This is a genomic window from Cellulosimicrobium sp. JZ28, from assembly GCF_015327065.1.
Classification (GTDB): domain Bacteria; phylum Actinomycetota; class Actinomycetes; order Actinomycetales; family Cellulomonadaceae; genus Cellulosimicrobium; species Cellulosimicrobium funkei.
In genome coordinates, this window is the sequence record NZ_CP017660.1 from 3,964,008 (window position 1) to 3,990,011 (window position 26,004).

Annotated in this window: 28 protein-coding genes; 16 read left to right on the forward strand and 12 right to left on the reverse strand. The window is 77.0% G+C overall.

What is annotated here, in order from left to right; all coding sequences use genetic code 11:
* Window positions 1-42: 42 nt before the first annotated feature.
* The 11 genes from BJP59_RS17790 to BJP59_RS17840 all read left to right on the forward strand — a co-directional run bounded on the left by BJP59_RS17790 (window position 43) and on the right by BJP59_RS17840 (window position 10,342).
* Window positions 43-327, forward strand: a complete 285-nt coding sequence (locus BJP59_RS17790) for an acyl carrier protein (protein WP_194521618.1) — start codon at window positions 43-45, stop codon at window positions 325-327.
* 73 nt (window positions 328-400) lie between these two features.
* Entirely contained in the window at window positions 401-1,330 is a 930-nt protein-coding gene (locus BJP59_RS17795) for a hypothetical protein (RefSeq protein WP_194521619.1), read from the forward strand.
* Window positions 1,327-2,046 carry an acyl-CoA dehydrogenase family protein gene (locus tag BJP59_RS17800; RefSeq protein ID WP_194521620.1) on the forward strand — a complete coding sequence of 240 codons (720 nt, stop codon included), beginning with the start codon at window positions 1,327-1,329 and terminating at the stop codon, window positions 2,044-2,046. The genes BJP59_RS17795 and BJP59_RS17800 overlap by 4 nt, the downstream gene beginning before the upstream one ends.
* Window positions 2,043-3,191, forward strand: coding sequence for an acyl-CoA dehydrogenase family protein (locus BJP59_RS17805; protein ID WP_194521621.1), 1,149 nt, complete (start codon window positions 2,043-2,045; stop codon window positions 3,189-3,191). The genes BJP59_RS17800 and BJP59_RS17805 overlap by 4 nt, the downstream gene beginning before the upstream one ends.
* Entirely contained in the window at window positions 3,175-4,662 is a 1,488-nt protein-coding gene (locus BJP59_RS17810; protein WP_194521622.1) for an MATE family efflux transporter, read from the forward strand. The genes BJP59_RS17805 and BJP59_RS17810 overlap by 17 nt, the downstream gene beginning before the upstream one ends.
* On the forward strand, window positions 4,659-6,695 hold the full coding sequence (locus BJP59_RS17815; RefSeq protein WP_194521623.1) for a hypothetical protein: 2,037 nt from the start codon (window positions 4,659-4,661) through the stop codon (window positions 6,693-6,695). Before BJP59_RS17810 ends, BJP59_RS17815 begins: the two co-directional genes overlap by 4 nt.
* The gene (locus BJP59_RS17820; protein ID WP_194521624.1) at window positions 6,692-7,390 is read left to right on the forward strand and encodes an HAD-IA family hydrolase; all 699 of its coding nucleotides are present in this window, start codon (window positions 6,692-6,694) and stop codon (window positions 7,388-7,390) included. Before BJP59_RS17815 ends, BJP59_RS17820 begins: the two co-directional genes overlap by 4 nt.
* Window positions 7,387-8,085, forward strand: a complete 699-nt coding sequence (locus BJP59_RS17825) for a 4'-phosphopantetheinyl transferase family protein (RefSeq protein WP_194521625.1) — start codon at window positions 7,387-7,389, stop codon at window positions 8,083-8,085. Before BJP59_RS17820 ends, BJP59_RS17825 begins: the two co-directional genes overlap by 4 nt.
* Window positions 8,082-9,539 carry a hypothetical protein gene (locus tag BJP59_RS17830; RefSeq protein WP_194521626.1) on the forward strand — a complete coding sequence of 486 codons (1,458 nt, stop codon included), beginning with the start codon at window positions 8,082-8,084 and terminating at the stop codon, window positions 9,537-9,539. Before BJP59_RS17825 ends, BJP59_RS17830 begins: the two co-directional genes overlap by 4 nt.
* A gap of 146 nt (window positions 9,540-9,685) precedes the next feature.
* The gene (locus BJP59_RS17835) at window positions 9,686-9,949 is read left to right on the forward strand and encodes a GlsB/YeaQ/YmgE family stress response membrane protein (RefSeq protein ID WP_009863124.1); all 264 of its coding nucleotides are present in this window, start codon (window positions 9,686-9,688) and stop codon (window positions 9,947-9,949) included.
* A 45-nt stretch (window positions 9,950-9,994) separates the two neighbouring features.
* Window positions 9,995-10,342, forward strand: coding sequence for an STAS domain-containing protein (locus tag BJP59_RS17840; protein WP_143317101.1), 348 nt, complete (start codon window positions 9,995-9,997; stop codon window positions 10,340-10,342).
* A 24-nt stretch (window positions 10,343-10,366) separates the two neighbouring features.
* Here BJP59_RS17840 and BJP59_RS17845 read toward each other — a convergent pair whose 3' ends face one another.
* Window positions 10,367-11,281 (reverse strand): LysR family transcriptional regulator ArgP, encoded by a 915-nt coding sequence (locus BJP59_RS17845; RefSeq protein WP_194521627.1) that lies wholly within the window; start codon window positions 11,279-11,281, stop codon window positions 10,367-10,369.
* A gap of 11 nt (window positions 11,282-11,292) precedes the next feature.
* Between BJP59_RS17845 and BJP59_RS17850 the strand changes: the two genes are divergently transcribed.
* Window positions 11,293-12,003 (forward strand): LysE/ArgO family amino acid transporter, encoded by a 711-nt coding sequence (locus BJP59_RS17850; RefSeq protein WP_194521628.1) that lies wholly within the window; start codon window positions 11,293-11,295, stop codon window positions 12,001-12,003.
* 63 nt (window positions 12,004-12,066) lie between these two features.
* Here the strand turns inward: BJP59_RS17850 and BJP59_RS17855 are convergent, their stop codons facing one another.
* Together BJP59_RS17855 and BJP59_RS17860 are read right to left on the reverse strand one after the other, a co-directional pair.
* Window positions 12,067-12,453: a hypothetical protein gene (locus tag BJP59_RS17855; RefSeq protein ID WP_021482779.1), complete on the reverse strand. Its 387-nt coding sequence runs from the start codon at window positions 12,451-12,453 to the stop codon at window positions 12,067-12,069.
* Between the two features lie 157 nt (window positions 12,454-12,610).
* Complete coding sequence (locus BJP59_RS17860; protein WP_194521629.1) at window positions 12,611-13,345, reverse strand: aminoglycoside phosphotransferase family protein; 735 nt, start codon at window positions 13,343-13,345, stop codon at window positions 12,611-12,613.
* A gap of 106 nt (window positions 13,346-13,451) precedes the next feature.
* Here BJP59_RS17860 and BJP59_RS17865 point away from each other — a divergent pair, with 106 nt between their 5' ends.
* Complete coding sequence (locus BJP59_RS17865) at window positions 13,452-15,200, forward strand: SpoIIE family protein phosphatase (protein ID WP_194521630.1); 1,749 nt, start codon at window positions 13,452-13,454, stop codon at window positions 15,198-15,200.
* Window positions 15,201-15,217: 17 nt separating this feature from the next.
* Here BJP59_RS17865 and BJP59_RS17870 read toward each other — a convergent pair whose 3' ends face one another.
* The 3 genes from BJP59_RS17870 to BJP59_RS17880 all read right to left on the reverse strand — a co-directional run bounded on the left by BJP59_RS17870 (window position 15,218) and on the right by BJP59_RS17880 (window position 16,927).
* Window positions 15,218-15,730: a hypothetical protein gene (locus BJP59_RS17870; protein ID WP_194521631.1), complete on the reverse strand. Its 513-nt coding sequence runs from the start codon at window positions 15,728-15,730 to the stop codon at window positions 15,218-15,220.
* Entirely contained in the window at window positions 15,703-16,002 is a 300-nt protein-coding gene (locus tag BJP59_RS17875; protein WP_034653057.1) for a hypothetical protein, read from the reverse strand. Before BJP59_RS17875 ends, BJP59_RS17870 begins: the two co-directional genes overlap by 28 nt.
* Before the next feature lie 67 nt (window positions 16,003-16,069).
* On the reverse strand, window positions 16,070-16,927 hold the full coding sequence (locus tag BJP59_RS17880; RefSeq protein WP_194521632.1) for an MBL fold metallo-hydrolase: 858 nt from the start codon (window positions 16,925-16,927) through the stop codon (window positions 16,070-16,072).
* 55 nt (window positions 16,928-16,982) lie between these two features.
* On the opposite strand from BJP59_RS17880, the gene BJP59_RS17885 reads away from it, so the two are divergent.
* Both BJP59_RS17885 and BJP59_RS17890 read left to right on the forward strand, forming a co-directional pair.
* Window positions 16,983-17,501 (forward strand): VanZ family protein, encoded by a 519-nt coding sequence (locus BJP59_RS17885; RefSeq protein WP_194521633.1) that lies wholly within the window; start codon window positions 16,983-16,985, stop codon window positions 17,499-17,501.
* A gap of 158 nt (window positions 17,502-17,659) precedes the next feature.
* Entirely contained in the window at window positions 17,660-18,631 is a 972-nt protein-coding gene (locus BJP59_RS17890; RefSeq protein ID WP_194521634.1) for a LacI family DNA-binding transcriptional regulator, read from the forward strand.
* A gap of 39 nt (window positions 18,632-18,670) precedes the next feature.
* Here BJP59_RS17890 and BJP59_RS17895 read toward each other — a convergent pair whose 3' ends face one another.
* The 5 genes from BJP59_RS17895 to BJP59_RS17915 form a co-directional block, all read right to left on the reverse strand.
* Window positions 18,671-19,417, reverse strand: coding sequence for a glycosyltransferase (locus BJP59_RS17895; protein WP_194521635.1), 747 nt, complete (start codon window positions 19,415-19,417; stop codon window positions 18,671-18,673).
* Window positions 19,414-20,823 carry a bifunctional PIG-L family deacetylase/class I SAM-dependent methyltransferase gene (locus BJP59_RS17900; RefSeq protein WP_228485163.1) on the reverse strand — a complete coding sequence of 470 codons (1,410 nt, stop codon included), beginning with the start codon at window positions 20,821-20,823 and terminating at the stop codon, window positions 19,414-19,416. The genes BJP59_RS17895 and BJP59_RS17900 overlap by 4 nt, the downstream gene beginning before the upstream one ends.
* Entirely contained in the window at window positions 20,820-21,911 is a 1,092-nt protein-coding gene (locus BJP59_RS17905) for an acyl-CoA dehydrogenase (protein WP_194521637.1), read from the reverse strand. The genes BJP59_RS17900 and BJP59_RS17905 overlap by 4 nt, the downstream gene beginning before the upstream one ends.
* A 102-nt stretch (window positions 21,912-22,013) precedes the next feature.
* A complete protein-coding gene (locus tag BJP59_RS17910; RefSeq protein ID WP_194521638.1) occupies window positions 22,014-23,180 on the reverse strand; it encodes a YihY/virulence factor BrkB family protein in 1,167 nt (388 codons plus the stop codon).
* A 135-nt stretch (window positions 23,181-23,315) separates the two neighbouring features.
* On the reverse strand, window positions 23,316-24,272 hold the full coding sequence (locus tag BJP59_RS17915; protein ID WP_194521639.1) for an L-lactate dehydrogenase: 957 nt from the start codon (window positions 24,270-24,272) through the stop codon (window positions 23,316-23,318).
* A 152-nt stretch (window positions 24,273-24,424) separates the two neighbouring features.
* Here BJP59_RS17915 and BJP59_RS17920 point away from each other — a divergent pair, with 152 nt between their 5' ends.
* Window positions 24,425-24,844 carry a hypothetical protein gene (locus BJP59_RS17920; protein WP_194521640.1) on the forward strand — a complete coding sequence of 140 codons (420 nt, stop codon included), beginning with the start codon at window positions 24,425-24,427 and terminating at the stop codon, window positions 24,842-24,844.
* A gap of 404 nt (window positions 24,845-25,248) precedes the next feature.
* On the opposite strand, the gene BJP59_RS17925 is transcribed toward BJP59_RS17920, so the two are convergent.
* Window positions 25,249-25,650, reverse strand: a complete 402-nt coding sequence (locus BJP59_RS17925; protein WP_194521641.1) for a hypothetical protein — start codon at window positions 25,648-25,650, stop codon at window positions 25,249-25,251.
* Window positions 25,651-26,004 lie beyond the last annotated feature (354 nt).

Genomic DNA, 26,004 nt, shown 5'->3' on the forward strand with positions numbered 1-26,004 from the left:
GCCCGCCCCGCGGGCGCCGACCCACCACCCGGAGGAACCATCGTGAGCACCAGCACCGAGCCGCAGGAGGCCCTCGGCCGCGAGCGCGTCGTCGGGGCCGTCGTCGAGGCCCTGTCGAGCGTCCTCGGACGACCGCTGCCCGACGTGACCTCGACGACGCGCCTGTTCGACGACCTCGACCTCGACTCCACGAGCGTCCTCGGCCTGCTCATGGCCCTCGAGGACTCCCTCGACATGGAGGTCGACCCGGAGTCGCTCGAGCAGCACCACCTCGAGACGGTCGGCTCGCTGACGGACTTCGTCGTCGAGCACTCGACCCGGAACTGACGTGCCGCTCGGGGGCAGCGGTGCGGGGCCCGGAGCCTCGCCGGCGTCGGGTCCGCGCGACGACGCGCTGCGGGTGCGGGCCGTCGTGGACGTGCCGGTCGACGACCTCGTGCCCGTCGGGGACGGGACGCGGCGGTCGGTCGCGGAGGACCTGCGGTACGTCTACGGCGAGGACCGGCCGACGGACTGGCTCGAGGACGGGCCGGGCCGCGACTACCCGACGATGATCCGCGCGGCGCGCGCGGCGCTCGACGGGCGTGGGCTGCTCGACGACGTGCGCCTCGTCGTGCTCGTCGTCACGACGCCCGACCTCCAGCACGAACGGCTCCTCGGCGGGTTCGTCGCGGACCTGTTCGACGACGGCCCGTCCACCTTCTGCGTCACGGAGCAGGGGCTCGCGGGCCCGTTCACCGCGCTGCGCCTCGCGGGCGAGCTGCTCGCCGACGGCGGGCCCGTTGTCGGGTCGCGCGGCGGACCGGGAGGCGGGCCGGTCGGCGGGCCGGGCGATGCCGGGCGCGCAGGGACGGCCGTCGTGCTCGTCCTCGAGCAGTGCACGCTCCCGCCCACCGCGACGCGCGTCCCGGCGCGGGACCGCGTGGTGGCGCTCGTCGTCGCGCGCGACGGCGCGGGGCGGCCCGTCGAGGACCTGTCGGTCGCGCGCGCCCCGCGGGGTCCGCGCCCCGCGGGCCCCACCGCGCCGGCGGGTTCGTCCGATGTGCCCCGCGGGGCGGGCCCGGACGTCCGGCGCGTCGTCCTCGGTGTCGACGTGGACCCGGCCGACGTGCCCCTGCTCGACGGCGCCGTCGTGCGGCACGCCGACCCCGGGGCCGCGGCGACGGGCGTCTGGGAGGTGCTCGCGGACGACGACGCCCCGGACGCGCCCGTCGTGCTGCACGAGCGGTGCGTCGAGCTCGGCTACCGCTGCTCGCTCGCCCTCGGTCCGCGGTCGGCCGCGACGGCCCCGGAGGCCGGCGGCCGCGCCCGCGAGGCGGTGCTCGCATGAGCGCGGGGGTCGTCTCGCGGGACGCGGGCACGGTGAGTGCCGACGTCGTGGCGACCGGGGTCCCCGGGGTGCGCGACGTCGCGCGCGAGCAGGGCGCGGTCGCGGCGCTCGTCGCGCTCGCCGCGGTGCTGCCGGTTGCCGTGCTGCCGGGGGAGTGCGTCCTGCTGCCCGACGACGTCGCCCCGCCGCCCGGGTCGGTGCTGCTGGGCGAGGTGGTGTCCGACGCGGGCCCGCTGCTCGCCTGGCGCGCGGCGGCGTCCGGGCCGGTGGACGACCGGCGCGGCCGCGCCGCGGACGCCGCGTGGCGCGTCGGGGTCGCGTGGGCGCGGACGGGCCTGTGCGAACGGCTGGCCGACCGTGCGGTCGACCGGCTGCGCGGCCGGAGCATCGGCGGCACGGCGACGGTGAACCTGCCGTCGGTCCGCCTCGTCCTCGCGGACGCGGCGCTCGCGCACCTGGAGGCGCAGGCGCTGCTGGCGCGCGTGACCGCGGAGCCCGGGGAACAGGCCGACGACGGGCCGGTGCCCGCCACGACGCTCGCGCGCGTCACCGCGGTGCTCGACCGCACGTCGCGCGCCGTCCACAACCTGTTCGGCGCCTCGGGGTTCGTCGACGGCGACGCGGCCCGGCTGGCCCGCACGATCGATCTGCTCGGCCATGCGAGCGGGACGCTGCCGACCGGGGCGACCCGCGGCGGGGAAGGGCAGGACGCATGACCACGGTCGACCTTCTGGCGCTGCGGGACCACCTGCGCCCCGTGGCCGTCGCGCTCCGCGAGCGCGCGCTCGCGGTCGACGCCGACCCCGGCGCGCTGCACGCGCTCCTCGACGCCGGCGTCCTGCCGTACCGGCAGCTCGGCGGCTTCCCGCCCGGCTATCTCGACGACCCGCTGCGCGTGCGGGGCGTGCCCGTGCTCGTGCGGACGTGCGTCGAGCGCGCCGTCGTCGCGGAGACGCTCGCGTGGGGCGACGCGTCCGTCGTCGTCGGGGCGCCGGGGCCGTCGATGTCCGGGGTCGTCGTGGACGACCTCGCGGACGACGAGCAGCGCGACCGCTTCTACCGGCACGTCGCGCAGCCGCGCACCTGGACGTTCTTCGGGCTCACCGAGCCCGACCGCGGCTCGGACGCCGCCGCGCTCGAGACCGCGGTGGTCGCGGGAGGCGTCCTGCGCGGCCACAAGAAGTACGTCGGCAACGTCGCCCGGGCGAGCCTCGGCGTCGTGTTCGCGCGGCACCGCCCCGGCCCGCTCGGGGTCGGGGTCTACCTCGTCGACACCGCGCGCCCGGGCTTCGACGCCGCGCCCCTCGTGACGACGGGCATGCGGGCCGTGCAGCTCGGCGAGGTCCGGCTGCGCGACGTGCCGCTCCGCCCGGACGACACCCTGGGCCGGCACCTCTCGCCGTCGCGCCGTGGCCTCCTCGGGGCGGTCCGCACGTTCAACCGGCTGCGGCCCGTCGTCGCGGCGCTCGCCGTGGGTGTCACGCAGGCGGCTCTCGACTACGTGCGGGCCGAGCGGTCGTCGTTCCGGGCCGACGATCGCCGGCTGCTCGAGACCTTCGACGACCGTCTCCACGCGGCCCGGGCCCTCGTGCTCCAGGCGGCGCGCGGCGCCGACGCCGACCCGGCGGACGGGACGCTGCCCGCGGCGGCGAAGGCCACGGCGCTGGACCTCGCGGAGGAGGTCACGCGCGCGGTGCCCGCGCTGCTCGGCCCTGGCGCGCGGTGGGAGCACCCGTACCTCGACAAGCTGGTCCGCGACGTGCCCGGCCTGGAGATGATGGAGGGCACGCGGACCGTCCAGCGGCTCACGCTCGCCCAGGGCTGGCTGCAGGGCAGGGCACGGCATGTCGAGCTCGTCTAGGGAGGCGGGAACGGCACCGGCCCTGCCCGTCCCCGGGCCCGATCCTGACGCCGCGCCGCCGGGCGGGTCGGGGCTGCGGGGCGCGTCGGCGCCGTCGGTCGCGGAGCTGCGCCGACGCGTCCTGCGGCTCGCGGGCCCGATCTGCGCCGCGCTCGTCGTCGGGGCGCTCGCGCAGCTCGTCGTCGCGGCGCTCCTCGGGCACATGGGTGACGAAGCCCTGTACGTGCGCTCGCTGTTCATCCCCGTGACGTTCCTCGTCCTCGCCGTCCAGGAGGGTCTCGACGTCTCGACGCAGGTCGGGTTCGCGCGCCTGCGCGGCGCGCGCGGCCGGGACGACGTGCCGGCGTCCGCGACGACGGCGCTCCTGGGGCGGTTCGTCGCCGCGGGCGGTGCGGTGCTCGGCGCCGTGGCGCTCCTCGTCGTCCTCGCCGCCCCGGCGCTCGCGACCGGGCTGTCCGTGCCGGGCCCGCTCGTCGCGGAGTTCGTGGCGTTCGCGCGCTGGACGGTGCTCGCGAGCGTCCTGTCCGTGCCGACGGCGGTGGCGGCCGCCGCGCTGCGCGGCTGGGGTCGCACGGGTGCGTCGGCGACCGTGGCGCTGCTCGTCGCGGGGCTCCAGGTGCTCGTCGTGTGGCTCGTCGGGCTGGTCGGCGGGTTCGGTGTCCTCGCCGTCCCGGTCGCGATCGCCGGGTCGACGCTCGTCGGCGCAGGCGTCGCGTGGGCCCTTCTCGTGCGCGCACGCCTCCTCCCGCCCCCGGGACGACGGATGCGCGGCGCCGCGCGACCGGGCGCGGCGGACGGCCGGGGCGTCGACGTGCGCGCGCTCCTCCTCGGCGTCGGCCTGCCGGTCGGTCTGTCCTACCTCCTGCTCACCGTGACGAACCTCGTCATGGTGTGGGTGCTCGGGCCGTCGGGGACCGACGTCGTCGCCGGGTTCGGCGGCGCCGCGACGGTCCAGACGCTCGTCGTCGTGCCGGCCATCGGCCTCGCGGCCGCGGTGAGCATCGTCATGAACCAGCAGTGGGGCGCAGGTGCGCTCGGCCTCCTCCCGCGCACGTTCCGCGCCGGGACGGTCGTGGTCGCGGGGACGTACGTCGTCGTGGGCGCCCTCGTCCTCGCGGCGGCGCCCTTGCTCGCGGGGCAGCTCTCCGCCGACCCGGAGGTCGCCGCGCAGGCGGCGCTGTACCTGCGGGTCGTCGGGCCGTCGTACGCGGGGGTCGGCCTCGTGCTGTACCTCGTGACGCTGCTGGAGCAGCTCGGGTACGGGCGCGTGGCGGTGACGCTCAACGTGCTGTACCACGCGGTGTCGCTCGGGGTCGGCGGGGCGCTCGCCCGGGCGGGCGGCGGGCCGACCGCGCTGTACGCGGCGATCGCGGTGGCGAACGTCGTCGGGCTGGCCGTCCTGCTCCCCGTCGCGGTGCGTCTCGTGCGACGACGCGCGGGCGGCGGCCGGGCGCGGCAGGTCGCGTCGTGACGGCCGGACCGGTGGTCGTGCGCGCCGGGGAGCCCGGGCCGGGGCGGGTGGCCGGGCGGGGCGAGGTCCGCGACCCGGTGCTGAGCGTCGTCGTCATGCACCACCCGGCGCGGGGCGACGTGTCCGCCCTCGTGCGCGCGTGCGCGCCGCTGGACGTCCGCGTCGTGGAGGACCCCGACCCGGACGGTCCGCCCAGCCCGCTGCGCACCGCGAAGCGCGCCTGGGCCGCCGTCGCGCCCGGCGCGACGCACCACCTCGTGCTGCAGGACGACGTCACGCCCGTCGCGGGCTTCGCCGAGCTCGTCCGGCGCGCGGTGCGGGCCCGGCCACGGCACGCCGTCGCGCTGTACTCGAACTGGAACAGCCCACGCAACGCCTACCTCGTGCGCGCCGCAGCGGCTGCGGGCCAGGCCTGGGCGCCGCTCGGCCACGACGAGTGGGTGCCGACGCTCGGCCTCGTGCTCCCCGCCGACGGCGCCCGACGGCTCGCCGCGCACCTCGCGACGCTGCCCGACGACGCGCGCGACGACGACGAGGCCGTCGTGACGTTCTGCGCGCGCGAGCGGTACCCGGTCGTCGCGACGCTCCCGCACCTGCTCGAGCACGGCGACGGTCCCAGCCTCGCGGGCAACGACGCGCACGGCGCCCGGCACGCCACCGTCCCGGCGGACGACGTCGTCGACCCGGATGCGTGGGACCGGCCCGGACCGAAGCGCACGCCGGCGCGCGTCCCGGCGACCCTGCGGCCGGTCGCCGTCACGCTCGAACGGTCGCGCTGCACGCTGCGCGTCCTGCGACCCGCCGCGGGCGAGCCGCTCGAGCACCCGTTCGGGTGGGCCTGGGACGCCTGGGCGGGGTGGCTCGGCGTCGACCCGGCGGTCGTCGCGCACGACGTCGCGGCGCTCGCCGCGGGGGTCTGCCCGCGACTGGGGGGCGTCGCGCCCGCCGCGCTCGTCGAGCTCGGCGCGGCGTGCTGGCTGCTCGGGTCCGACGTCGCGCGGACCGCCTGGCCACCGCCTGCCGGCCCCGGGGCGACGGCGCACCGGGCGGCCGCGGTGCGGACGTGGGTGCTCTCGGGGCTGCTCCCCGCCGACCGCCCGGAGGGTCGCGTCGACGAGCTCGTCGCGTTCGGTCTCGACGCGCTCGCCGCGGGCACAGCCTGGGCGGTCACGGCGCGGGACGCCACGGCGGACGGCGCGTCTCCTGCGGGGCCCGCCCGGCCCGGCCTCGGCGCGCGCGGAGACCGGCCCGACCCGGCCGCACGCGACGACCGTCGCGGCCCGACCGCTGGCGACGACCGGCTCGATCCGGCCGCTCGCGACGACAGTTCCGACCTGGCCGCTCGCGACGAACGGCTCGACCCGGCCGCGCTCGACGCGGTGCGGCTCCTGGCCGAGCGGGACGCGGCCGTCGTCTGCCGCGCGGCCGGTCCGGCGGTGCCGGTGCGGGTCGTCGTGCACGACTGCGCGTCGTGCGGCGCGCAGGCCGCGGACGCCGTCGCCGACCTCGCCGCGCACGGCGACCTCGACGGCGCGGCCAAGCACCTCGTGGCGGACGAACAGGACGTCGTGGACGAGCACGGCGTAGCGGCGACCGCCGTCGGGTCGGACGACACCGCGTCCCCTGCGGTCGACGGGACGGGCTGCCCTCGCCCGGCGCCTGGCGGCCCCGACCCCGTGCACGGCGACGGACGGACCCCGGACGCCCGCGCGACGGTGGAGGTCCTCGCGTGCGAGCGGCTGGAGGTGCGCGGGTTCCTCGGCCTCGTGCCGGGCGGACGGCACGTCTCGCGCGGGCTGTGGGCGGCACGCCGGGCGTCGGCCGCGGGCGGGGAGCGGCTCGACGCCGCCGACCTCCCCGTGGCGCTCGCGGACGAGGCGCCCGGCCTGCCCGTCGTGGCCCGCGCGGTGGGCGAGCCGCTCGGCCGCCCGAGCCGCGCGCCGCTCGGCCTCCAGCACGCGACGGGTGCGGCGCAGGAGTACGCCGACCGGTACGCCGCGGCGCGGTCCGCGCGCGCGGCGGGGCTGCTGTGAGCGGCGGCCCGGCGGGGGTGTGGCGGTGGCGCGGCGACGCGCTGCTGCTCGACCTCGACGGCACGCTCGTCGACTCGTCCGCCGCGATCGAGCGCCACACGCTCGCGTGGGCCGCCCGCCTCGGGCTCGACGGCGCGGCCGTCGTCGCCGCGTCGCACGGGCGGCGCGACGTCGAGGTCGTCCGCCTCGTCGCGCCGGGTGCCGACGTCGCGCGCGAGGTCGCGTGGCTGCACCGCCTCTCGTGCGACGACACCGAGGGCGTCGTCGCCGTGCCGGGCGCGGCCGAGCTGCTCGCCGGGCTGGACCCGCGCACGTGGACCGTCGTGACGTCGGCGGCGCGCGAGGTCGCTCTCGCGCGCCTCACCGCGGCGGGGCTGCCGGTGCCGGGGCGCCTCGTGTGCTCGGAGGACGTGACGCGCGGGAAGCCCGACCCCGAGGGCTTCCGCGCCGGGGCCCGGCTGCTCGGCGTCGACCCGCGGCGGTGCCTCGTGCTCGAGGACTCGGCGGCGGGCGTCGCGGCGGGGCGCGGGGCGACGGCGGCCGTGCTCGCCGTCGGGCCCGAGCCCGTGCCGGGGGCGCACCACCGCGTGCCGGACCTGCGGCCGGTGGCGGCACGACCCCCGCGCGGCGGGCTGGAGGTCCTCGTGCGGGCCGACCGTCCCCTGCGCGTCGCGAGCCTGGAGGTCGTGGCATGAGCGGAGTCCTCGACGTCGAGGCCTGGTACGTCGACACGACGGTCCCCGTGCTCGGCGGCGACACCCTGCTGGGCGCGGCGGAACGGGCGCGGTCCCGGCGGTTCGCGGTCGCCGCCGACGCCTCCCGGTACGTGCACGCCCACGTCGCCGCCCGCGTCATCCTCGCGCGGCGCGCGGGCCTGGCGCCCACGGACGTCGGGTGGGAGGTGGGGCCGCACGGGAAGCCGGGGCCCGTCGTCGGGCAGCGGTGGAACCTCAGCCGGAGCGGGGGGCACGCGCTCGTCGCGCTCGCCGCCGACGACGTGGGCGTCGACGTGCAGGTGCGCGACCCCCGCGTGGACGTCGCCCGCGTCGCGGCGCGCTACCTCGCCCCCGCGGCAGGGACCGTGGGAGCCGCCGACGACTGGCGTCGCCTCGCGCGCCTGGAGGCGTGCGCCAAGGCGGTCGGCGGGCGCCTGCTCGACCTGCTCGGCCTCGACGTCACCACTCCCGGGGTCGTGCGGGCCGACGACGGCGCGTGGCGCGGGCAGGAGTGGTGGGTGTCCGACGTGCCGGCCCCGGACGGAGCCGTCGCCGCGTGCGCGACGCCGGGCGCGCGCCCGCACGTGTGCCGCGTCCGGGTGTGGCCGGGGGAGCAGCGCGACCGCCCGGTCCGCGCGCCACGACCGGTCGCCGCAGGGGAGGGGGCCCGATGAGGGTCGTGCACCGGGTCGAGGTCCGCGGGAGCGCGGGCGAGGGGCCCGCCACGTGGGGGCAGACCGCCATCCGGCGGGCCCTCGCGGCGCTCGCGCCGCAGGACCACCAGTTCAACCTCGTGTGGGGCGGTCCGCTCGACCGACCGCTGCCCACCGCCGCGGCGGTGGAGGTGGTGCGCGCGCTCGTCGAGCGCCACGACTCCCTGCGGACGCGGATCCACGCGCGGGGCGACGGCTTCGCCCAGGAGCTCTGCGGCGTCGGGACGGTCGAGGTGGTCGAGGAGCGCGTCGACGACCTCGCCGCCGTCGCCGTGCGCGGCGCGCGCATGCGTCACGAGCTCTGGGGCCGCAGGTTCGACTACGCGACGGACCTGCCCGTGCGCGCCGGTCTCGTGACCGTCGACGGCGCGGTGCACCACACGGTGCTCGTCGTCGCGCACACGGCCCTCGACGGCTGGGGCCTGCCCGTCCTCGACGCCGACCTCACGGCCCTCGCCGCGGGGAGCGCCCCGCCGGAGCGGGCCGCGTGGACGCCGCTCGACGAGGCGGCCTGGCAGACGTCGCACGACGGCCGCCGGCACGACGCCGCCGCCCGAGCCCGCACCCTGCGCACGATGCGGGCGGCGCCGGTCGTCGTCTTCCCGCGAAGGAGCGCCGACGCCGAGGGCCCGGACGGCGGGGACGCCGACCGCGGCAGCACCGTCCGCAAGGGCACAGGAGGCGTAGGCGAGGAGGCCGGGGGCGCGGGCGAGGCGGTGGCCACCGCGCGGCCGCGGTACCGGCAGACCGTCCTGCGCTCGCTCCGCCTCGGGCCCGCGGCGGAACGCGTGGCCGCTCGGTGGCGCACGAGCACGTCCGGGGTCCTGCTCGCGGCGTCGTGCCGGGCGCTGGCCGCCGCCGCGGGCCGGGACGACCTCGCGCTCCAGGTCATGGTGAGCAACCGGTTCCGGCCGGCGCTCGCGGACGCCGTCGTGACGACGGCGATGGAGGGGCTGCTCCACGTCGACGGCCTCGACGCCCCGTTCGAGGAGGTCGGGCCGCGCGTCTGGCGGGCCGCAATGACGGCGTACCGCTCGGCGTACTACGACAAGGACCTGCTCCGGCGGGACGCCGCCGCCGACCCGACGACCGCGCACGACGGGACCTGCTGGTACAACGACCGGCGCGGCACCGGGCCCGACAGGACGCTGCGCGCACGACCCACGCGGTCGCGGCGGCTGGCGCGCGCCGACGCGTCCGACGAGCAGGGCGGCGTCACGCTCACGCTGCACCTCGTGGACGCGCCGGACGGCGGCGTCGACGTCGTGCTCACGGCGGACGCGGCGCGCCTCGACGACGCGACCGCGGAGTCCGTGGTGCGGGACGTCGAGCGCACGGTCCTGGCGGCGTCCCGGGCCCCGACCCCGTCGTCGCCTCGACGCGCCCCTCGGCCTGCCGCCCCGCGCGCCCCCTGACCGGGGCAGCGAGGGCCACGCCCGCGCGTCGGGCGGTGTGACGTCCGCAACGGGGTGCGGGTGAGACGGCGCCAGCGCGTGCGAGGAGTGCCGGAGCCTGGGAGTGTTCACGTCCGCAGGGAAACCGACGTATCGGAGGAGTACTCATGGGTTGGATCGCGTACATCGTCCTCGGCCTCGTGGCCGGTCTCATCGCCCGTGCCGTCCTGCCGGGCAAGCAGACCGGTTCGGTGATCATCACCATCCTGCTGGGCATCCTGGGCGCTCTGCTCGGTGGGTGGCTCGGCTCGGTGTTCTTCGGGACCTCGCTGGGCGACCTGGGCGACTTCCGCACCTGGCTCCTCGCCATCCTGGGTTCGCTCATCACCCTCGGCGTGTACGGTGCGGTCACCCGGAACAACCGGGGCTGACCGTGCGCACGGCGCACCGTCGGTGACGTCGGGGACGGGAGCGTCGTGGGGAGCACTGGCACCGGGGGAGTCCGCGTCGAGGACGGTGGCCGTCGCTGGGTGATGTGGGGCCAGATCGACTTCGCGGTCACCCACGCCGTCAAGGCACGGCTCGCCGCCACGATCGACGGCCGCCCCAAGACGGTCGACCTCTCGGCCGTGACGTTCATGGACTCGTCGGGGCTGCACCTGCTCCTCATGAAGGTGACCGAGGAGTCGCGACCGCGACTCCTCGGCGTCCCGCCCCAGGTGCTCGAGATCCTGGAGTTCAGCCACGCCCTCGACCTCGTCGAGATCGTCGGCCCCGACGAGGTGCCCCCGCCCGACGAACCGGCCGGTGCGCTGGCCGTCTGACCGACGCCCGCGGCGCGCGACGTGCTATCCCAGCGCGTCGCGCGCCGCGCGTGCGACCGCCGTCGCGAGCCGGTCGAGCGAGGCGGAGTGCAGCCGCCACTGCTGCCAGTGCTGCGGCACCTCCACCGCCCGCTCGTCGTCGAAGCCGACGAGGCGCCCGGCCCGCTCGGCCCGGGCGCTCTGCAGGTCGGGCAGCATCGCCCACGCCATGCCGAGCTCGACGGCCCGGCGGAACTCGTGCGACGCGGGGACGTAGTGGCGCGGCGGGTCGAGCGCGGTGCCCGCCTCCTCCGCCCGCAGCCGCAGGTAGCGCTCCTGGAGGTCGTCCTTGCGGTCGAACGCGAGGACGGGCGCCCGGGAGAGCGCGGCGGCCGTCGGGCCGTCGGGGAACCAGCGCTCGACGAACGCCGGGCTCGCGCACGGCCGGTACCGCATCCGGCCCAGGAGGGTCGACCGGCAGCCCGGCACCGCGTCCGCGACCGACGTCACCGCGGCGACCGCCGTCCCGTCGCGCAGGAGCCCGATCGAGTGCTCCTCGTCCTCGCGGAGCACCTCCAGCCGCGCCCACCGCGCCGCCTCGGCGAGCGCGGGCAGCGCCCACGTCGTCAGGGCGTCCCCGGAGACGACGAGCGTGATCTCGGGCAGCGCGGCCGGGTCGCCCGCGTCCTGCCCGTCCCGCCCGATGCCCAGCTCGGCGAGCACGTCCGCCTGCTGGAGCGCGAGGTGGCGTGCGTGCCGCACGAGCACCCGCCCGGGCGGGGTCAGCTCCGCGGGCTTGCCCCGCCGCACCAGCACCTGCCCGACGGCGGACTCCAGCGCACGCATGCGCTGGCTCACCGCCGACGGCGTGACGCCGAGCCGGCGCGCCGCGGCGTCGAACGTGCCGGTCGCGGCGATCGCCTCGAGCGCGCGGAGCTGGTCGGGCAGAAAGTCAACCATGAGCGCATCTTATGGTTCTGCAGAATCTGTCGCTGTACTTCATCGAGCCGCGTCCCTACCGTCGGGGGGTGCTGTCCTTCCTCGCCCCCCTCGCCGCCGGCCTCGCCGCCGGGCTGTCCCTCATCGTCGCGATCGGCGCGCAGAACGCGTTCGTGCTGCGCCAGGGGCTGCGGCGCGAGCACGTGCTGCCCGTCGTCCTCGTGTGCGCGCTCTCGGACCTCGTGCTCATCGCGGCCGGGACGGCCGGTCTCGGCGCGCTCGTGACGGGTGCGCCCGTGCTCCTCACCGTCGTGCGCTGGGGTGGCGCCGCGTTCCTCCTGACGCTCGCGGCGCTCGCCGCCCGGCGGGCGCTGCGCCCCGGAGGGCTCGACCCCGCGTCGGACGCGGGGGCGACGTCGGCGCGGTCGGCCGTGGGCACGTCGCTCGCCCTCACCTGGCTCAACCCGCACGTGTACCTCGACACGGTCCTGCTGCTCGGGTCCCTCGCCGCGGGCTACGCCGCCGCCCACGCAGGCGGGGCGGGGGCCGGGGGCGCCGACACCGCGCGGTGGCTGTTCGGCACCGGGGCGATGGTGGCGAGCGTCGTCTGGTTCACGGCGCTCGGCTTCGGGGCGCGGCTGCTCGCGCCGGTCTTCGCCCGGCCCGGGGCGTGGCGCGTGCTCGACGGCGTGATCGCCCTCGTCATGGCGACGATCGGGGTGTCCCTGCTGCTGGGTGGCTGAGAGGCTGGGGGCAGGTCACCGCGCGCGGTCACGCGGGGGGTACGGGGCGGTGGGGCCGCGGCGTCAGGGCGTCGCGTCGAGCTGGTAGAACGTGCGGATGCGCTGCTGGGTCGCCGGGTCGATGCGGCGCCGAGGGCTCGTCGAGCCGCCGGCGTGCACCGCGATCCACGAGCGCAGCACCGTCGGCTGGACGTCGACGACGCGCGCGAACTCGTCCACGGTGGGCCACGCGGGCTGCGGCGTCCGGACGCGCGGGCCGCTCGCGGCGAGGTGGAGGTCGTCGCCCCAGGCCATGGCCTCGGCGGTCGACGGGAAGCCGCCGATGCGGCCCGGCGTCGGGAACGGCTTCTCGAGGCACCACTCCGTGCCGCGCGCGACGATGCGGTAGACGCCCTCGGGCGCGTGCGCCTCGTACACGTCCGGTCCGGTGTTCCCCCAGTTCAGCCCCATGGGCCACATCTTCAGCGGAAAGCGCTGTCAGCGGAAGGGACCTTCGTCAACTTCACCCGCTCCTGATACTGGACGCTTGTCCAGTTCGCATCTAGCGTGAGGGGCAGCCGGTGCCGCATCTCTGCCCCCTGCTGGTGCGGCACCGGCAACCACCCCCTCACCCCTGCGGCAGGCGCTCGACGTCCCGCCGGTAGAGCGCGGCGTGCTCCCGCAGGTCGTCGCGGCCCGTCGTCCGGGCACGCTCCTCGGTCCAGTCCGCGAGGTCGAGCAGGCGCTCGCGCATCGTGCGGAGCACGTCGGCAGCTCCCGGCGCCGCGTCCGGCCCGTAGGCCTCCAGCAGGTGCGCCAGCCGTTCTTCGGGCCGGGCGTCCGCGGGAGCGGGCATGTCCTCGCACCACCCGCACATCCGGTAGGCCAGGTAGGCGAGGTCCCACGCGCGCGGCCCGGGCGCTGCCATGTCGACGTCGATGAACCCGACGACCCGCTCGCCGTCGTGCACCATGTTGTACGGCGCGACGTCGTTGAGGCACACCACCTCCGTGGGCTCGCGCACCGGCGAGCGCCAGACGGCACCCGGGGGAGCGAAGCCGACCGAGGCGTCGTGCACCGTGCGCAGCATCCGGGCGGCCTGCTCGCGCGCCGCGGCCGTCCACACCCAGTCCGGGACCGGCCAGCCGCCCGTCTCGCCGGGGATCCAGCCGAGCACCTCGCGGCCCTGCTCGTCGAGCCCGAGCGGGGCGGGCACGAACGAGACGCCCTGCGCACGCACCCACGCCAGCAGCGCCTGGACGGTCGGGGTCCACGGACCCGCCGAGCGCCGCACGGTGTCCCCGCGCCGCACGACGTCGTTCACGTTGCCGCCGGTGAGCTCCTGCTCCGTCGTGTCGTCCATGGCCCCGATCCTGCTCGGTGCGCGGAGCGTGGAACAGCGATTAACGGCCCGTCTCAGCACGCCCCAGGTGCGGTCGCGAGGCCCCGGCGCCCACTACGATGCGGAGGTGAACGCGGACGCGAGCTGGTTTGACGAGGCGACGTCGGGCAGCGACGTCGGTCGCCTCGCTCGCGAGGTCGTGTGGGCGGACACCCCGCTGGGAGAGCCCACGACCTGGCCGGTCGCCCTCCGCCACGCGGTGCGGCTGTGCTTCTCCACCCGGTTCCCCGCGATGATCGTGTGGGGCCCGGAGCTGACGCTCCTCTACAACGACGGGTACCGGGAGATGCTCGGCACCGACAAGCACCCGAGCGCGCTCGGCGCGCCGGTCCGTGCGGTGTGGCCGGAGATCTGGGACGACATCGGGCCGCTGTTCGACGCCGTGCTCACCGAGGGCCGCGCGACGTGGAGCGAGGACATGCCCCTCGTCATGCACCGGTCGGGCTTCGACGAGGAGACCTACTTCACCTTCTCCTACAGCCCGCTGCGCGACGACGAGGGCCGGATCGCCGGCGTCCTCGACATCGCGACGGAGACGACGCGCGAGGTCGTGAACCAGCGCCGTCTGCTCACGCTCGGCGAGCTGCACGCCGTCCTGCCGACGACGGCCGGCAGCCTGGCCGCGTTCGCGCGTCCCGTGGTCGAGGTGCTCGCCCGCAGCGCCGACGTCGCGCGCGTCGCGTTCTACGCCATCGACGGCCCGCGCCCCCGCGTGCTCCTGGAGGCGGGCCACGCGGCCGACGGCACGGAGGCCGAGGCCGTCGGGCGCACCCTCGCGACCGGTCAGCGCGAGGTCGCGCGGGGCCGCGTCGTCAAGCCCCTGCGGGACGCGAGCCCGCGGGGTGCTGCGGGCGTCCTGGTCCTCCAGGCGGCGACCGGCCGCCCGTGGGACGACGACTACGCGCGCTACCTCACGGGTCTCGCCACGACCATCGGTGCGGCGCTGCGCGACGCCGCGCGGATGCGGACGACCCTGGACGAGCTGCGCCGTCGGGCCGAGCGGTCGGAGGAGGAGACGGCGCGCGCCCGCGAGCTCGCGCTCGTGCTCCAGCAGGCCGTGCTCACCGAGCCGCCGCAGCCCGAGGACCTCGAGGTCGCGGTGCACTACCAGCCCGCGACCCACGACCGCGACATCGGCGGCGACTGGTACGACGCGTTCGTGGCGTCCGACGGCGTGACGACCCTCGTCATCGGGGACGTCGTCGGGCACGACCTCGGCGCCGCGGCGACGATGGGCCAGCTCCGCGGCCTGGTGCGCGCCATCGGCTACGACAGCGGCGCGACGCCGGCCCGCCTGCTCGAGCGCGTGGACGCCGCGATCGACGGCCTCGCCCTGGGGATCAACGCTGTGGCGACCGCCGTCGTCGCCCGCATCGAGCAGAGCGACGACGAGCGCTCCCGCGGCGTGCGGACCGTCCGCTGGTCCAGCGCAGGCCACCTGCCCCCGGTCGTCGTCCGCGCGGACGGCGCGGTCGAGGTGCTCACCGTGCGCAACGACCTCCCGCTCGGCCTGCGACCCGGCGCGGGCCGGCACGACCACACGGTCGAGCTCGGCACCGACGACACCCTCGTCCTGTACACGGACGGCCTCGTGGAGCGCCGGGGGCACAGCATCCGCGACGACGTCGCCGCGCTCGCCGACGCGCTGCGGGGCCTGGCGGGCGCGAGCCTGGACGACGTGGTGCGGACGGCGCTCTCCCAGGTCCTCCCCGGCGACGGTGAGGACGACGTCGCGCTCGTCGCGCTCCGCACCGGTCCGCAGGCGGCGGTCGTGCGGCGCGACGTCCCCGGCACCCCGGTGGCCGTCTCGGCGTGAGTCCCACGGCGCCGGCGTCAGGGCGCGACGTCCACGAGCGCGGACGGCGGCGCAGCGCACCCGATCGTCGGGTCGACCTCGCACACGGTGGGGGCGTGCCGGAGACTCACCGAGACCTCGGCCTCGCCGGTCGGCGCGCCGTCAGGGACCGGGAACGTGCACACCGCGTCGCCCTCGTCGTCGGGCTCGAGCACCCCGAGGGAGACGCTGTACCAGCCGGTGGCGGGATCGTCCGCGGGTCCCGCGACCGTGATCAGCACCTCGTAGCGCGCGCGGGCGGGCAGCTCGCGCTCGCACCCCGTGCTGCCGCTGCCTCCCGCCACCTCGACATGCAGGTCGTCGCCCGGAGCGACGCGCTGCGGCGTCACCAGCGGGTCGTCGGGCTGGCAGTACGCCGTCGGCTCGCCGGTCCCGAGAGCGCAGCCGGACGCCACGGCCACGACGACGGCCAGCCCGCAGAGCGCCCTGCGGGCGACCTGTCCACGACCCGGGCAGGACGCCGTCACGGTCGCGGGTCGACCCGGCGCCACGGCTTCTCGTCGCGCCGGGCGCCCGTCCCGGCGGCGCAGCGGCGGCAGACGGACGTGACGGCGTCGGCGTCCCGCCCGGTCGCGGGCTGGACGTCGGCCCACGTCACGTGGGGGAACCGCACGAGACCCTGGCGGCTGAGCTGCAGGCGGCACACCGTCGCGTTGGTGCCGCGCTCCCACGCGTGGACCTCGCCGGCGGGCATGCGGACGCCGTCCGGGTCGACCCACGTCCCCGTCGCCGCCACCGCGGCCCCTGAGACACGTCTCGGCATCGTCGTCACCTCCGGCTCCCATCCTCGGCCGGGCTGCGCGCGGTCGCAGCCCTGGCCGGCGGTGCGGTCAGGTGAGGTGGTCGAAGTCGCCGCGGACCCAGGCGGCGTGCCGCTGCGCGGAGCGGAGCACGACCGCCCGGGCGTCGGCGGGGATCACGCCCTCGAAGTTGTTGTAGAGCCGCTCGAACGGGCGCCGCGCCACGCGCTCGGCGACGCGCAGCACGACGGCCGCCGAGAGCGGGATGCGGTTCGGGTAGGACCGCATGAAGCTCACCGACGTGCGGTCGGGGTTGGCGAAGATCGTGTCGCCCGAGAGCAGCACGCCCCGACCGTCGGCGCCTGCGGCCCAGTGCACGACGGCGCTCCCGGGGAAGTGGCCGCCCGGCTGCGAGAGCACGACGCCGGGCAGCACCTCGCGCTCGCCGGTCCAGGTCTCGATGACCGGGTCAGACCGCGCGACCCAGTGCGCGTCCGCCTCGGCGACGAGCACGGGGACGTCGCCGAGCGCACGGCTCCACTCGACCTGGACGCCGAACATGTGGGGGTGGCTCGCGGCGATCGCGACGACCGGGCCGAGCGCGCGCACCTGCTCGACGGCGGCGTCGTCCACGTAGCCCGGCGGGTCCCACAGGAGGGTGCCTGCCGGGGTGCGCACGATCTTGGCCTGCTGCCCGATGCCGACGGTCGGCTCGCTCGTCAGGCCGAACAGGTCGGGCTCGAGCTCCTCCAGCACGAGGCGCTCGCCCGCCGCGGCGAGCTCGGCGAGCGTGGTCCACGCCTGGCCCGTGGCGGGCACCCACTGGCGCTCGTCGGCGCAGATCGCGCACACCGCGGGGCGCTCGGCGTGCTCGACGGCGCACGTGCGGCAGATCCACCAGCCCGCGTCCGGGGTCGGGGCGGGCGAGGGCGCGGGCGTCGTCGTCATGGCACAGGTCTACCGTGCCCCGCCGACACGCGTCTCCTGACAGACTGTCGCCCCCATGATCTCCACGCTCCTCGTCGCGCACCCCTGGATGTCGCCGCTCGCGCTCGCGGCCCTCGTCGTCGTCGGCCCGTTCCTGGGTTCGTGGCTCGTCGGTCGCCGCCGCCTCACCGGCGCGCTGCTCACCCTGTCCCTCGTGCCGCTGCTCCTGCTGACGCTCGTCCCGGTCGACCGCGAGCTGTACGCCGTCTGCACGGTGGGGTGGGCCCTGCCGACGCCGGCCCGGGTCGAGCTGTTCGCGAACGTCGTGCTGTTCGTGCCGCCGGTCATGCTCGCGGCACTGCTGCTCCGCCGCACGCTCGTCGCGCTGCTGGGCGGGGTCGTCGCGTCGGCGCTCGTCGAGGCGTTCCAGGCGCTCATCCCGGCGCTGGGACGGTCGTGCGACACGAACGACTGGCTCTCCAACTCGATCGGCGCGCTCGTCGGCGCGGGGGTCGCCGTCGTCGCGCTGCGCCTCGCCGCCCGGCAGGCGCGCACGACGGACGACGACCGCGTGGCCACGACCCGCGCGTCCTGACGGCGCGGCCGGGCGTCCGGTCGTCGGCTCCGCGGGCCGCGAAACCCGAGCGCGGACACGGTGTGGGAACGCTTCCACGGAGCGTGCTCCCCGGGTTAGCGTGGTGGTCCGGGCGCGTCGCCCGTCACCGCCGACACGACCCCGCCCAGGAGAACGCCATGCCGACCACCACGCTCGACGACGTCGCGGCCGCCGCGCGCGTCTCGCGGTCGACGGCGTCGCGGGTCGTGCGCGGGGCGGGCCGCGTGTCGGACGAGGCGCGCCGCGCCGTCCTCGCGGCGGTCGACGAGCTGGGCTACGTGCCGCACCCGGGCGCGCGGGCGCTCGCGAGCGGGCGGGGCGAGCGCGTCGTGGTGGCGGTCGGTTCGCCGTCGGCGGACCTGCTCGCCGACCCCTACGTCGCGCGCGTCGTCGCGGCGGCGAGCCGCACCGCGGACACCCAGGGCGTCGGGGTGGCGCTGCGCTGGCTCGGCCGCGACCCCGGCGAGGAGCTGCGACGCCTCGCGCGCGACCCCGGCGTGGGCGGCGTGCTGCTCGTCGACTACTCGGCCGACGTGCTCGCGAGCGTGCCGCGCGAGCTGGTGGCGCGCGTCGCGGCGATCGGCCCCGCGGACGGCCGCGTCCCCTCGTACGACGTCGACGCCGCCGCGGGGATCGCCGCGCTCGTCGAGCACGTGCTCGCGGCCGGGCGGCGCGACGTCGTCATGCTCACCGGGCCGGGCTGGCTGCCCGGCTCGCGGCGCGCCGTCGAGGCGTACGAGGGCGTGGTCCGGGAGGCGGGGGTCCCGGCGCGCGTCGTCGCGGCCGACCTCTCGTGGCTCGCGGGCGCCGAGGCCGCGCGCGAGGCACGACGGCGCTGGCCGGGCGTCGACGCGCTCGTCGCGATGAGCGACACCCTCGCCGTGGGCGCGATGCGCGCGCTCGCGGAGGACGGCGTCCGCGTGCCCGACGACGTCGCCGTCACCGGGTTCGACGACCAGCCGTTCGCGGAGCAGGCCGGGCCCGGCCTGACGACGGCCACGCACCCGGTGGAGCGCATCGCGGCCGCCGCGACCGCGGCCCTGCTCGGGCGGCGGCACGACGACGAGCGGACGTTCCCGTCCGTCGTCGTGCGGCGCACGAGCGCCTGACCCGGCCGTCGGGACTGCGCTGGCCGGAAGGGTGGCGCCTCAGGCGGGAAGGTCGTGCGCGAGCAGGTCCTCGCGCAGGTGCCGGGCGTATCCGCCGGGCGTGCGTCCGACGAGGCGCGCCGACGTCAGGACCTCCCCGGCCGCGTCGGCGACGACGCGCGCCCCCGCGGTCCGGGCGCGCTCCACGAGCCCCACGTCCTCGTGCTCCGCGACGGGCGCGAACCCGCCCGCGGCGTCGTGCGCCGTGAGGCGGACACCCAGGTTCGCACCGTGCACGTGCCCGTTGGCCGTGCCCGGCCGGTGCGTCGCGAGCCACGCGCGCGCCCGGTCCGGCGAGAGGGCGGCCAGCTCGGGGCGGACCGTCCCGACCACGACGTCCGCCCCGGCGTCGGCCAGGTCGAGCTGACGCGTCAGCCAGTGGTCGGGCACCGCGGAGTCCGCGTCGGTGCACGCGAGCCACGTACGCGCCGCGGCGTCGTCCCGGCGCACCCGCAGGTCGGCCACGCCGGCGCGCACCCCCGCCCGACGAGCGCGCCCGACGTTGCCGTACGCGACCTCCACCACGCGCACGCCCGCGGCCCGGGCGACGCGCGCGCTCCCGTCGGTGCAGCCGTCGAGCACGACGACGACCGCGACCCGCACGTCCGGCCGGTCCCGCCCGACGACGGCCGTCGCCCGCCCGAGCGCCGCGAGGCAGCGCGGCAGCAGCTCCTCCTCGTCGCGGGCGGGGACGACCACGACGACGCGCTCGACGGCGCCCGCCGACCCGCTCCCCGGGGCGCTCACAGCAGCCCCGTCGCGCGCGCGACCGACACCGCCGGACGGCGGACCAGCACGTCGAGGACGAAGTCCTCCTCCACGTGGTGCGCGAGCCGGTCGAGCTCCGGGCGGGCGGCGAGACGCGCGTGCACCTCGTCGCCGCCCAGCGGGTACTCGACGACGTCGTGCCGCCAGTGGCACGCGACGAGCACGCCGTCGGTGGCGAGAGACGCCGTCGCCCGGTCCAGCGCGCGGTGGAGGTCGTCGCGACCGTAGTAGTAGAGGACCTCCGAGAGCACGACGAGGTCGAACGTGCCGTCGGGCCACTCGCCCGGGGTGTCGAGACGCATCAGCTCGACCTCCGGCCCGAGGCGGCGCCGCGCCTCCGCCAGCGGAGCCTCGGCGACGTCCACGCCGACCACGTGGTCGCAGCGCGCGGCGAGCTCGGCCGTGAGCACGCCCGTCGAGCACCCGACCTCGAGCGCGGCCCGGAACCGCGGCCGCGGGAGGCTCGCGAGGAGGACAGCCCGTTTGCGCTGCTCGTACCAGCGCGTCTCGAACCCCCAGGGGTCGCGCCGGCCCGCGTAGAAGCGCTCGAAGAACCCCACGTCGAGGCTCGCGCCCGGGTCCGCGGGCTCCTTCGCGACCCGGCGGCCCGACGCGTCGACGAGCACCTCGACGCCGCGGTCCGCGTGCCGGAGCATCTCCGGGCCGAGCGTCGCCTCGTCGCCCGGCGTCGCGGACAGCGGCTCGACCTGCGTCACGTGGGCCGCGAGGGCGCGCCGCTTGGCGTCCCGTGCCGCGGCGCCGAGGGGGAGGGCACGCAGGGTCGGCCACGGCACCGCGTCGTCGCCCGGGTCCGCCCAGTGCCACAGCCACACCGGGTACTCCAGGAGCCGCACGCCGAGGCGGTCGGCGACCTCCGCCGCCACCTCGCCCGCGATCCGGTGGTCGCGGTGCCCGTCGCCGCGCCACGGCGCGCACAGCACCACCGACGACGGCGGCACGCCCTCGCCGCCCGGCCCGGCGAGCACGTCGTCCAGCACGTCGCCGAGCACCCGGGCGAGGTCGTGGCGGTGCTCGCGCAGACCGCCGTCGGGCAGGCCGGGCAGCACGAGCCGGGCCGCGGGCGCCAGGACGCCCACCGCCTCGGCCACCTCCGCGCGGCGGACGGCGCGGAGCCGCTCGGGCGAGATCGTCGTCGAGCCCGCGTGCGACGCCTCGCCGTCCGTCGCGACCACCACGGTGACCGCGGCGCCGCGACCGGCCAGCTCGTGCACGAGCCCCGCCGCGCCGAACGACTCGTCGTCGGGGTGCGCGGCGAGCACCACGAGGTGCGCGACCTCGCCCACGTCGAGGCGCGGGACGTCCAGGATCCCGGCGCGCACCCAGGCGTCCTCCGACGTGCCGGGCTCGCGGTGGTCGAACGTCACCACGCCGTCGTCCCGTGCGCGAGGAGGGCGCGGCCGAGCGACGCGTCGTCGCGCTCCGCGTGGTGCTGGCGCACGTACAGGCCGAGGTCCGCGACGCGTCGCGCGAACCGCTCGTCCGTGGTCAGCGGGCCCGGGCCGAGCGCGTGGGCGCAGCGGCGCTGCACCTCCTCGACGACCTCCGCGACGACCCCGCGGACGCGCCGCGCCAGCAGGGAGGCGTCAGGGCCCTCGATGCCCGCGTCGACGGCGCTCGCGGCCTCCGCGAGGACCGCCTGCCCGGCGGCGAGCGCGCGGTCCGTCGCACCGAGGTGCGCGAGCGCGAGCTGGTCCGGCTCGCGCGCGGCGAGCGCGTCGCGCTGAGTCCGCGCCAGCCCGACGGCGCCGCCCCACCAGCACGCCGCGACGCCGATGCCGCCCCACGCGAACCCCGGCCGCTCCAGGTACCAGCCGGGCGCCCCGACCGGCACGGCCGGGACGCCGTCGAACCGGACCGCGGCGCTCACGACCTGGGCGAGCCCGCGCGCGACCCACGGGCCATCGGCGGGGACGACGCCCGGCGACCGCAGCCCGACCGCGAACAGCCGCCGACCGGCGTCGGTCCACGCGGTGACGAGCGCGTGCGAGAGGTCGGCGGCGAGGGAGCACCACGGCTTCGTGCCCGACAGCACCCACGCGCCGTCGCGCTCGTGCGCCTCCAGCCGGACCCCGGGACCCTCCGCCGCGTACACGCCCCACGTGCTGTCCGGACCCGCCCCCACGGCGTCGAGCGCCACGGGGACCGGGACCTGCCCGAGGATCGCGAGGGCGTCGAGGTGCGGCTCGACGACGCGCGCGGCGCCCACGTCCGTCGCGGCGAGCGAGGCGAGCGACCCCCAGAGCCCGGCGGTCTGCCCGTCGCCGGGGAACGGTGCCCGGGCGCCGATTGTCCGCGCGTGGTCGAGGAGGGCCGCGACGTCGGTCCCGGCCGCGTCGATCGCGGCGAGCTCGTCCGTCCCGACGAGCGCGGGCCGGTCGGCGAGCGGGGTCGACGGCGGGCCCAGGTACAGCGGGACGAGGCCGGGGGTGGTGGGTCGAGCGAGGTCGGGCACGTCGCGGCTCCGGGGGATCGAGGACGGGCCTCGTCTCGACCCGGCACGACCGTAACCGCGGGGGCGCCGCCGGGCGCGTCGAGCCCGGCGGCGCCGGCGCGGTCAGTCGCGCCGCGGCGTCGTGCCCGGGCCGGTGCCCTCGTCGTCCGTGCTCGCGCGCCCGGTCCCGGGGGAGTCGGTGTCGCTGTCGGTGTCCGTCGACCGGCCGTTCGACTCGCGGAGGGCGCGCGCCTGCTCGACGGCTTTCTCGCGCTTGGCGGCCTTCTTGTCGCTCGCGCGCGTGTCGCGCGGCGGGAGCTGGATGCGCTCCTCCGCGGGCATCCCGCTCTGCAGCTCGCGGCTGCGCTCGACCTCGGCGTCGAGCTCGGCGCCGAGCAGGAGCGCGAGGTTCGTCAGCCAGAGCCACAGGAGGAAGATGATGACGCCCGCGAGGGTGCCGTAGGTCGCGCCGTAGTTGCTCAACCCGCTGCCGAGGTAGAGGCCGAACGCCGCCGAGGCGACGACCCAGACGAGGATCGCCAGGATCGCGCCCGGACTGACCCAGCGGAACTTGGGCTGCTTGATGTTCGGCGTGAGGTGGTAGAGCAGCGCGACGAGGATGACGACGAGCAGGAGCGCGACCGGCCACTTCGCGACCTGCCAGACGGCGATCGCGGTGTCCCCGAGGCCGACGAGCTCGCCCACCTGGCGCGCGATCGGCCCGGACAGGACGAGGCTCCCCACGACCAGGCCCGCGAGCAGCACGGTGATGACGGTGACACCCAGCATCACGGGGCGCAGCTTCCAGATCGGGCGCCCCTCCTCGATCTCGTAGATGCGGTTCATCGACCGCGAGAACGCGCCCACGTAGCCGGACGCCGACCACAGGGCCAGCACGACACCGATGACGAGCGCGAACCCGGCCTTGTCCGTGTTGGCGGCGTTCTCGACGAGCGGCTTGATCATGTCGAGGGTGGTCTGCGGCACGACACCCTCGACGCTCTTGAGCACCGACTCGACGGCCTTCTCGCCGTCGCCGACGAGCCCGAGGATCGACACGAGCGCCAGCAGCGCGGGCGCCGACGCCAGCACCGCGTAGTACGTCAGCGCGGCGGCCAGGTCGGTGCACTGGTCGTCCATGAACTCGCGCACCGCGCCCTTGACGGCGAAGCCCCACGACGGCTTGCGCAGGTCCGTGGGGGAGTCGGGCTTGTGGTCGGCGTCGGGGGCGGGCCGCGACTCCTCGTCCCGTGCGGTGCCGGACGCGTGGCGTCCGCTGCTGTCGGTCATGGCGGCCTCCTCGGTGGGCGTCGCCTCGGCGCACGACGCTCGCGTCGGTGGACGGCCTCACGGCGCGTCCCGGACGAGCACCACGCTCCGTGCGCCGGGCTCCACCCGCAAGCGGAGCGCCCCCGGCGCGGGCGGCTACTCCAGCCCGAGGTCCTGCTGCGCGGCGTGCAGGGCCTCCGCGGACGCGCGGAGCTGACGCTCCTCGGCCGCCGACATCGTGAGGTCGAGGACCTGCTGGACGCCACCGGACGCGACGACGCTCGGTACGGAGAACGCGACGCCGCCGATGCCGCGGTAGTCGTCGTGCACCGTGCCGACGGGCAGCACGGCGTGCTGGTCGCTGACGACCGCCTCGACGATCCGGGCCCCCGCGAGCCCGATCGCGTAGTTCGTCGCGCCCTTGCCCTCGATCACCCGGTACGCGGCCTGGCGCACCTGGTCGGTGATCTCGTCGAGCTCGCCGTGCGTGAAGTGGTGGCCGTCGGGCGAGACCCAGTCGAGGATCGGCACCGGCCCGATGCGCGCCTGCGACCACAGCGCGAACCCCGTGTCCCCGTGCTCGCCCACGATGTCCGCGTGCACGCTCGTCGCCGCGACGCGAGCCTTGTCGGCGATGAGGCGGCGCAGCCGGGAGGTGTCGAGCACCGTGCCGGACGAGAACACGCGCGACGTCGGCAGGCCGCTGATCTGCTGCGCGGCGACGGTCAGCACGTCGCACGGGTTGGTGACGATGCAGTAGACGGCGTCCGGCGCATGCTCGAGGAGCTGCGGCAGCAGCGTCTCGAGGATGCGGACGTTCGTGCCCGCGAGGTCCAGGCGGCTCTGGCCCGGGTCCTGCTTCGCACCGGCGGTGATGACGACGACGTGCGACCCCTCCGCGACCGACGGGTCCGCGCCGCCGACGACCTGGCTCGCCCCCGTGAACTGCGTGCCGTGCGCGAGGTCGAGCACCTCGGCCTCGACCTTCGCGCGGTTGATGTCGTAGAGCGCCACCGTCCGTGCGGAGCCGCGGATCAGCGCGGCGTACGCCAGGCTGGTCCCCACGCTCCCGGCGCCCACCACCGTGACCTTCGAGCTCTCGACGCGTGTCATGGGCACCACGCTACGCAGACGGCGCCGCTGAGGCTCGTGCTCGCCGTCCGAGAGCGGTGACGGAGGGCCTGGGGCATCATCGGCAGTGCTCCTCGGCCCGCCCGGGGAGGCCGGGCCGCCCAGGCCGGGCGGGGTGCGAGGCGAGGACGGTCATGAGAGCTCTGCGGTCCCGGGTCGCGGCGGTCGCCGCGGCAGGTGTGGTGCTGGTGTCGGCAGGGGCCTGCTCGGCGGACGAGCCGAGCTTCTGCGACGCCGCCCGGTCCTACGAGGAGACCGTCAGGGCCAGCACGGAGTCGCTCACGCGCGAGGAGGCCGCGGACGCGTTCGCGCAGGACGCCGAGGCGATGCGCGAGGTCACCGCGCCCGACGCGCTCAGCGCGGACTGGGACCGCGTGACGACGACGGCCTCGGACGTGGCGGACGCCCTGGCCGACGGCGACGACGGGACCGAGCTCTGCTCGACGACGACTACCAGGCCTCGTTCAGCGCGGTCACCGAGCACGTCGAGAACAGCTGTAGCTGAGACGGCTCTCGCGCGAAGGTCGGGAAGGGTGGTCGTGGCTCTGGGCTGACGCCAACGAGCGCCGCAGAGCCCGGGAGCGACGAGCCCCGACCGGCTCAGGGGGTGGCGGCAGAGGCGTCGTCGTGCCGTACCGCTGTCGCTCGGGGGAGCGGCGCGCGCACCGGTGAGGTCCTGGCCGAGCAGGCGCTCGACACCCCCACCACGCCGTAGGCCGACACCCGCGCGCCGATCCGTCCGAGACGACACCCGGCCTCTGCCACACTCCTCAGGCATGGACGACGGACGAGGCTGGACGTGGGGCTTTCGCGCTGCGCGCCCGGCCGTCGAGCTGTTCGCGATCGCGACCGTCCTGCTCTGCGTCGCCTGGCTGGCTGATCGGGCGGCGGCAGGGCACGCGGACGACGCTCGGGCCCTACGGGTGGCCGTCGACGGCCGGTCCGTGCTCGGAGGTGATCAGAGCGTCCAGCCCACCCGGGCTTCCATCGGGCCGCCGCACGCTTCCGACCCTCCGACGCGGACCCAGTCGACGGACTTCTCGGTCTCGGCGAGGACGGTTCCGGTCTCGTCGAGGGCGCGCAGCCCGACCGGGTTCGTCGGCAAGAAAAGACTGAAGGACCAGGTGTCGCCCTCCCGCGAGGTCGCGATGGCTGGCTCCTGTGCGTCGGGACCCGTCGGCAGCGGTGGTTGCCACACGTCGCCTCCGCCGTCGCGCACCTGAAGATGGTGCACCTCCTCGGTGTCGCCGGTCAGCACCACCTCGAGGAGATCGGCGTACCCGATCGCGGGGCAGGCCTCTGCGCCGCCGGAGAGCCGCGAGACGAGGAGCGCCACGACGACCAGCGCCCCGACGACCACGAGGCTCGTCCCCGCCCAGACGGGCAGGCGCACGCGCCGAGGTCTCGTCGGCCGGTACGCCCGGTCGACGTCCTGCTCCTCCATGAGTGCCCCCTCGTCGCGGACCGGTCCCGGTACCGTGCACGTCGCGGTCGACGACCCTGGCCGCGCGCGACACCGAGGACCATCATGGCCGATCTGCCGCCCGGTCAAGCGGTGCGCACCCGTCCCCGCAGGTCCGCGTCTCCTCGCGGAGGTCGGGTGCGGCGGCGTCGACCCCACCCGGTTCGCCCGTCGCGGGTGATGCCGCGCCTCGCTCGTCGTCCGTACGGTCGAGCCGATGCCCTCCGCCGCGCCGTCCTGCTGCGCGCCGGT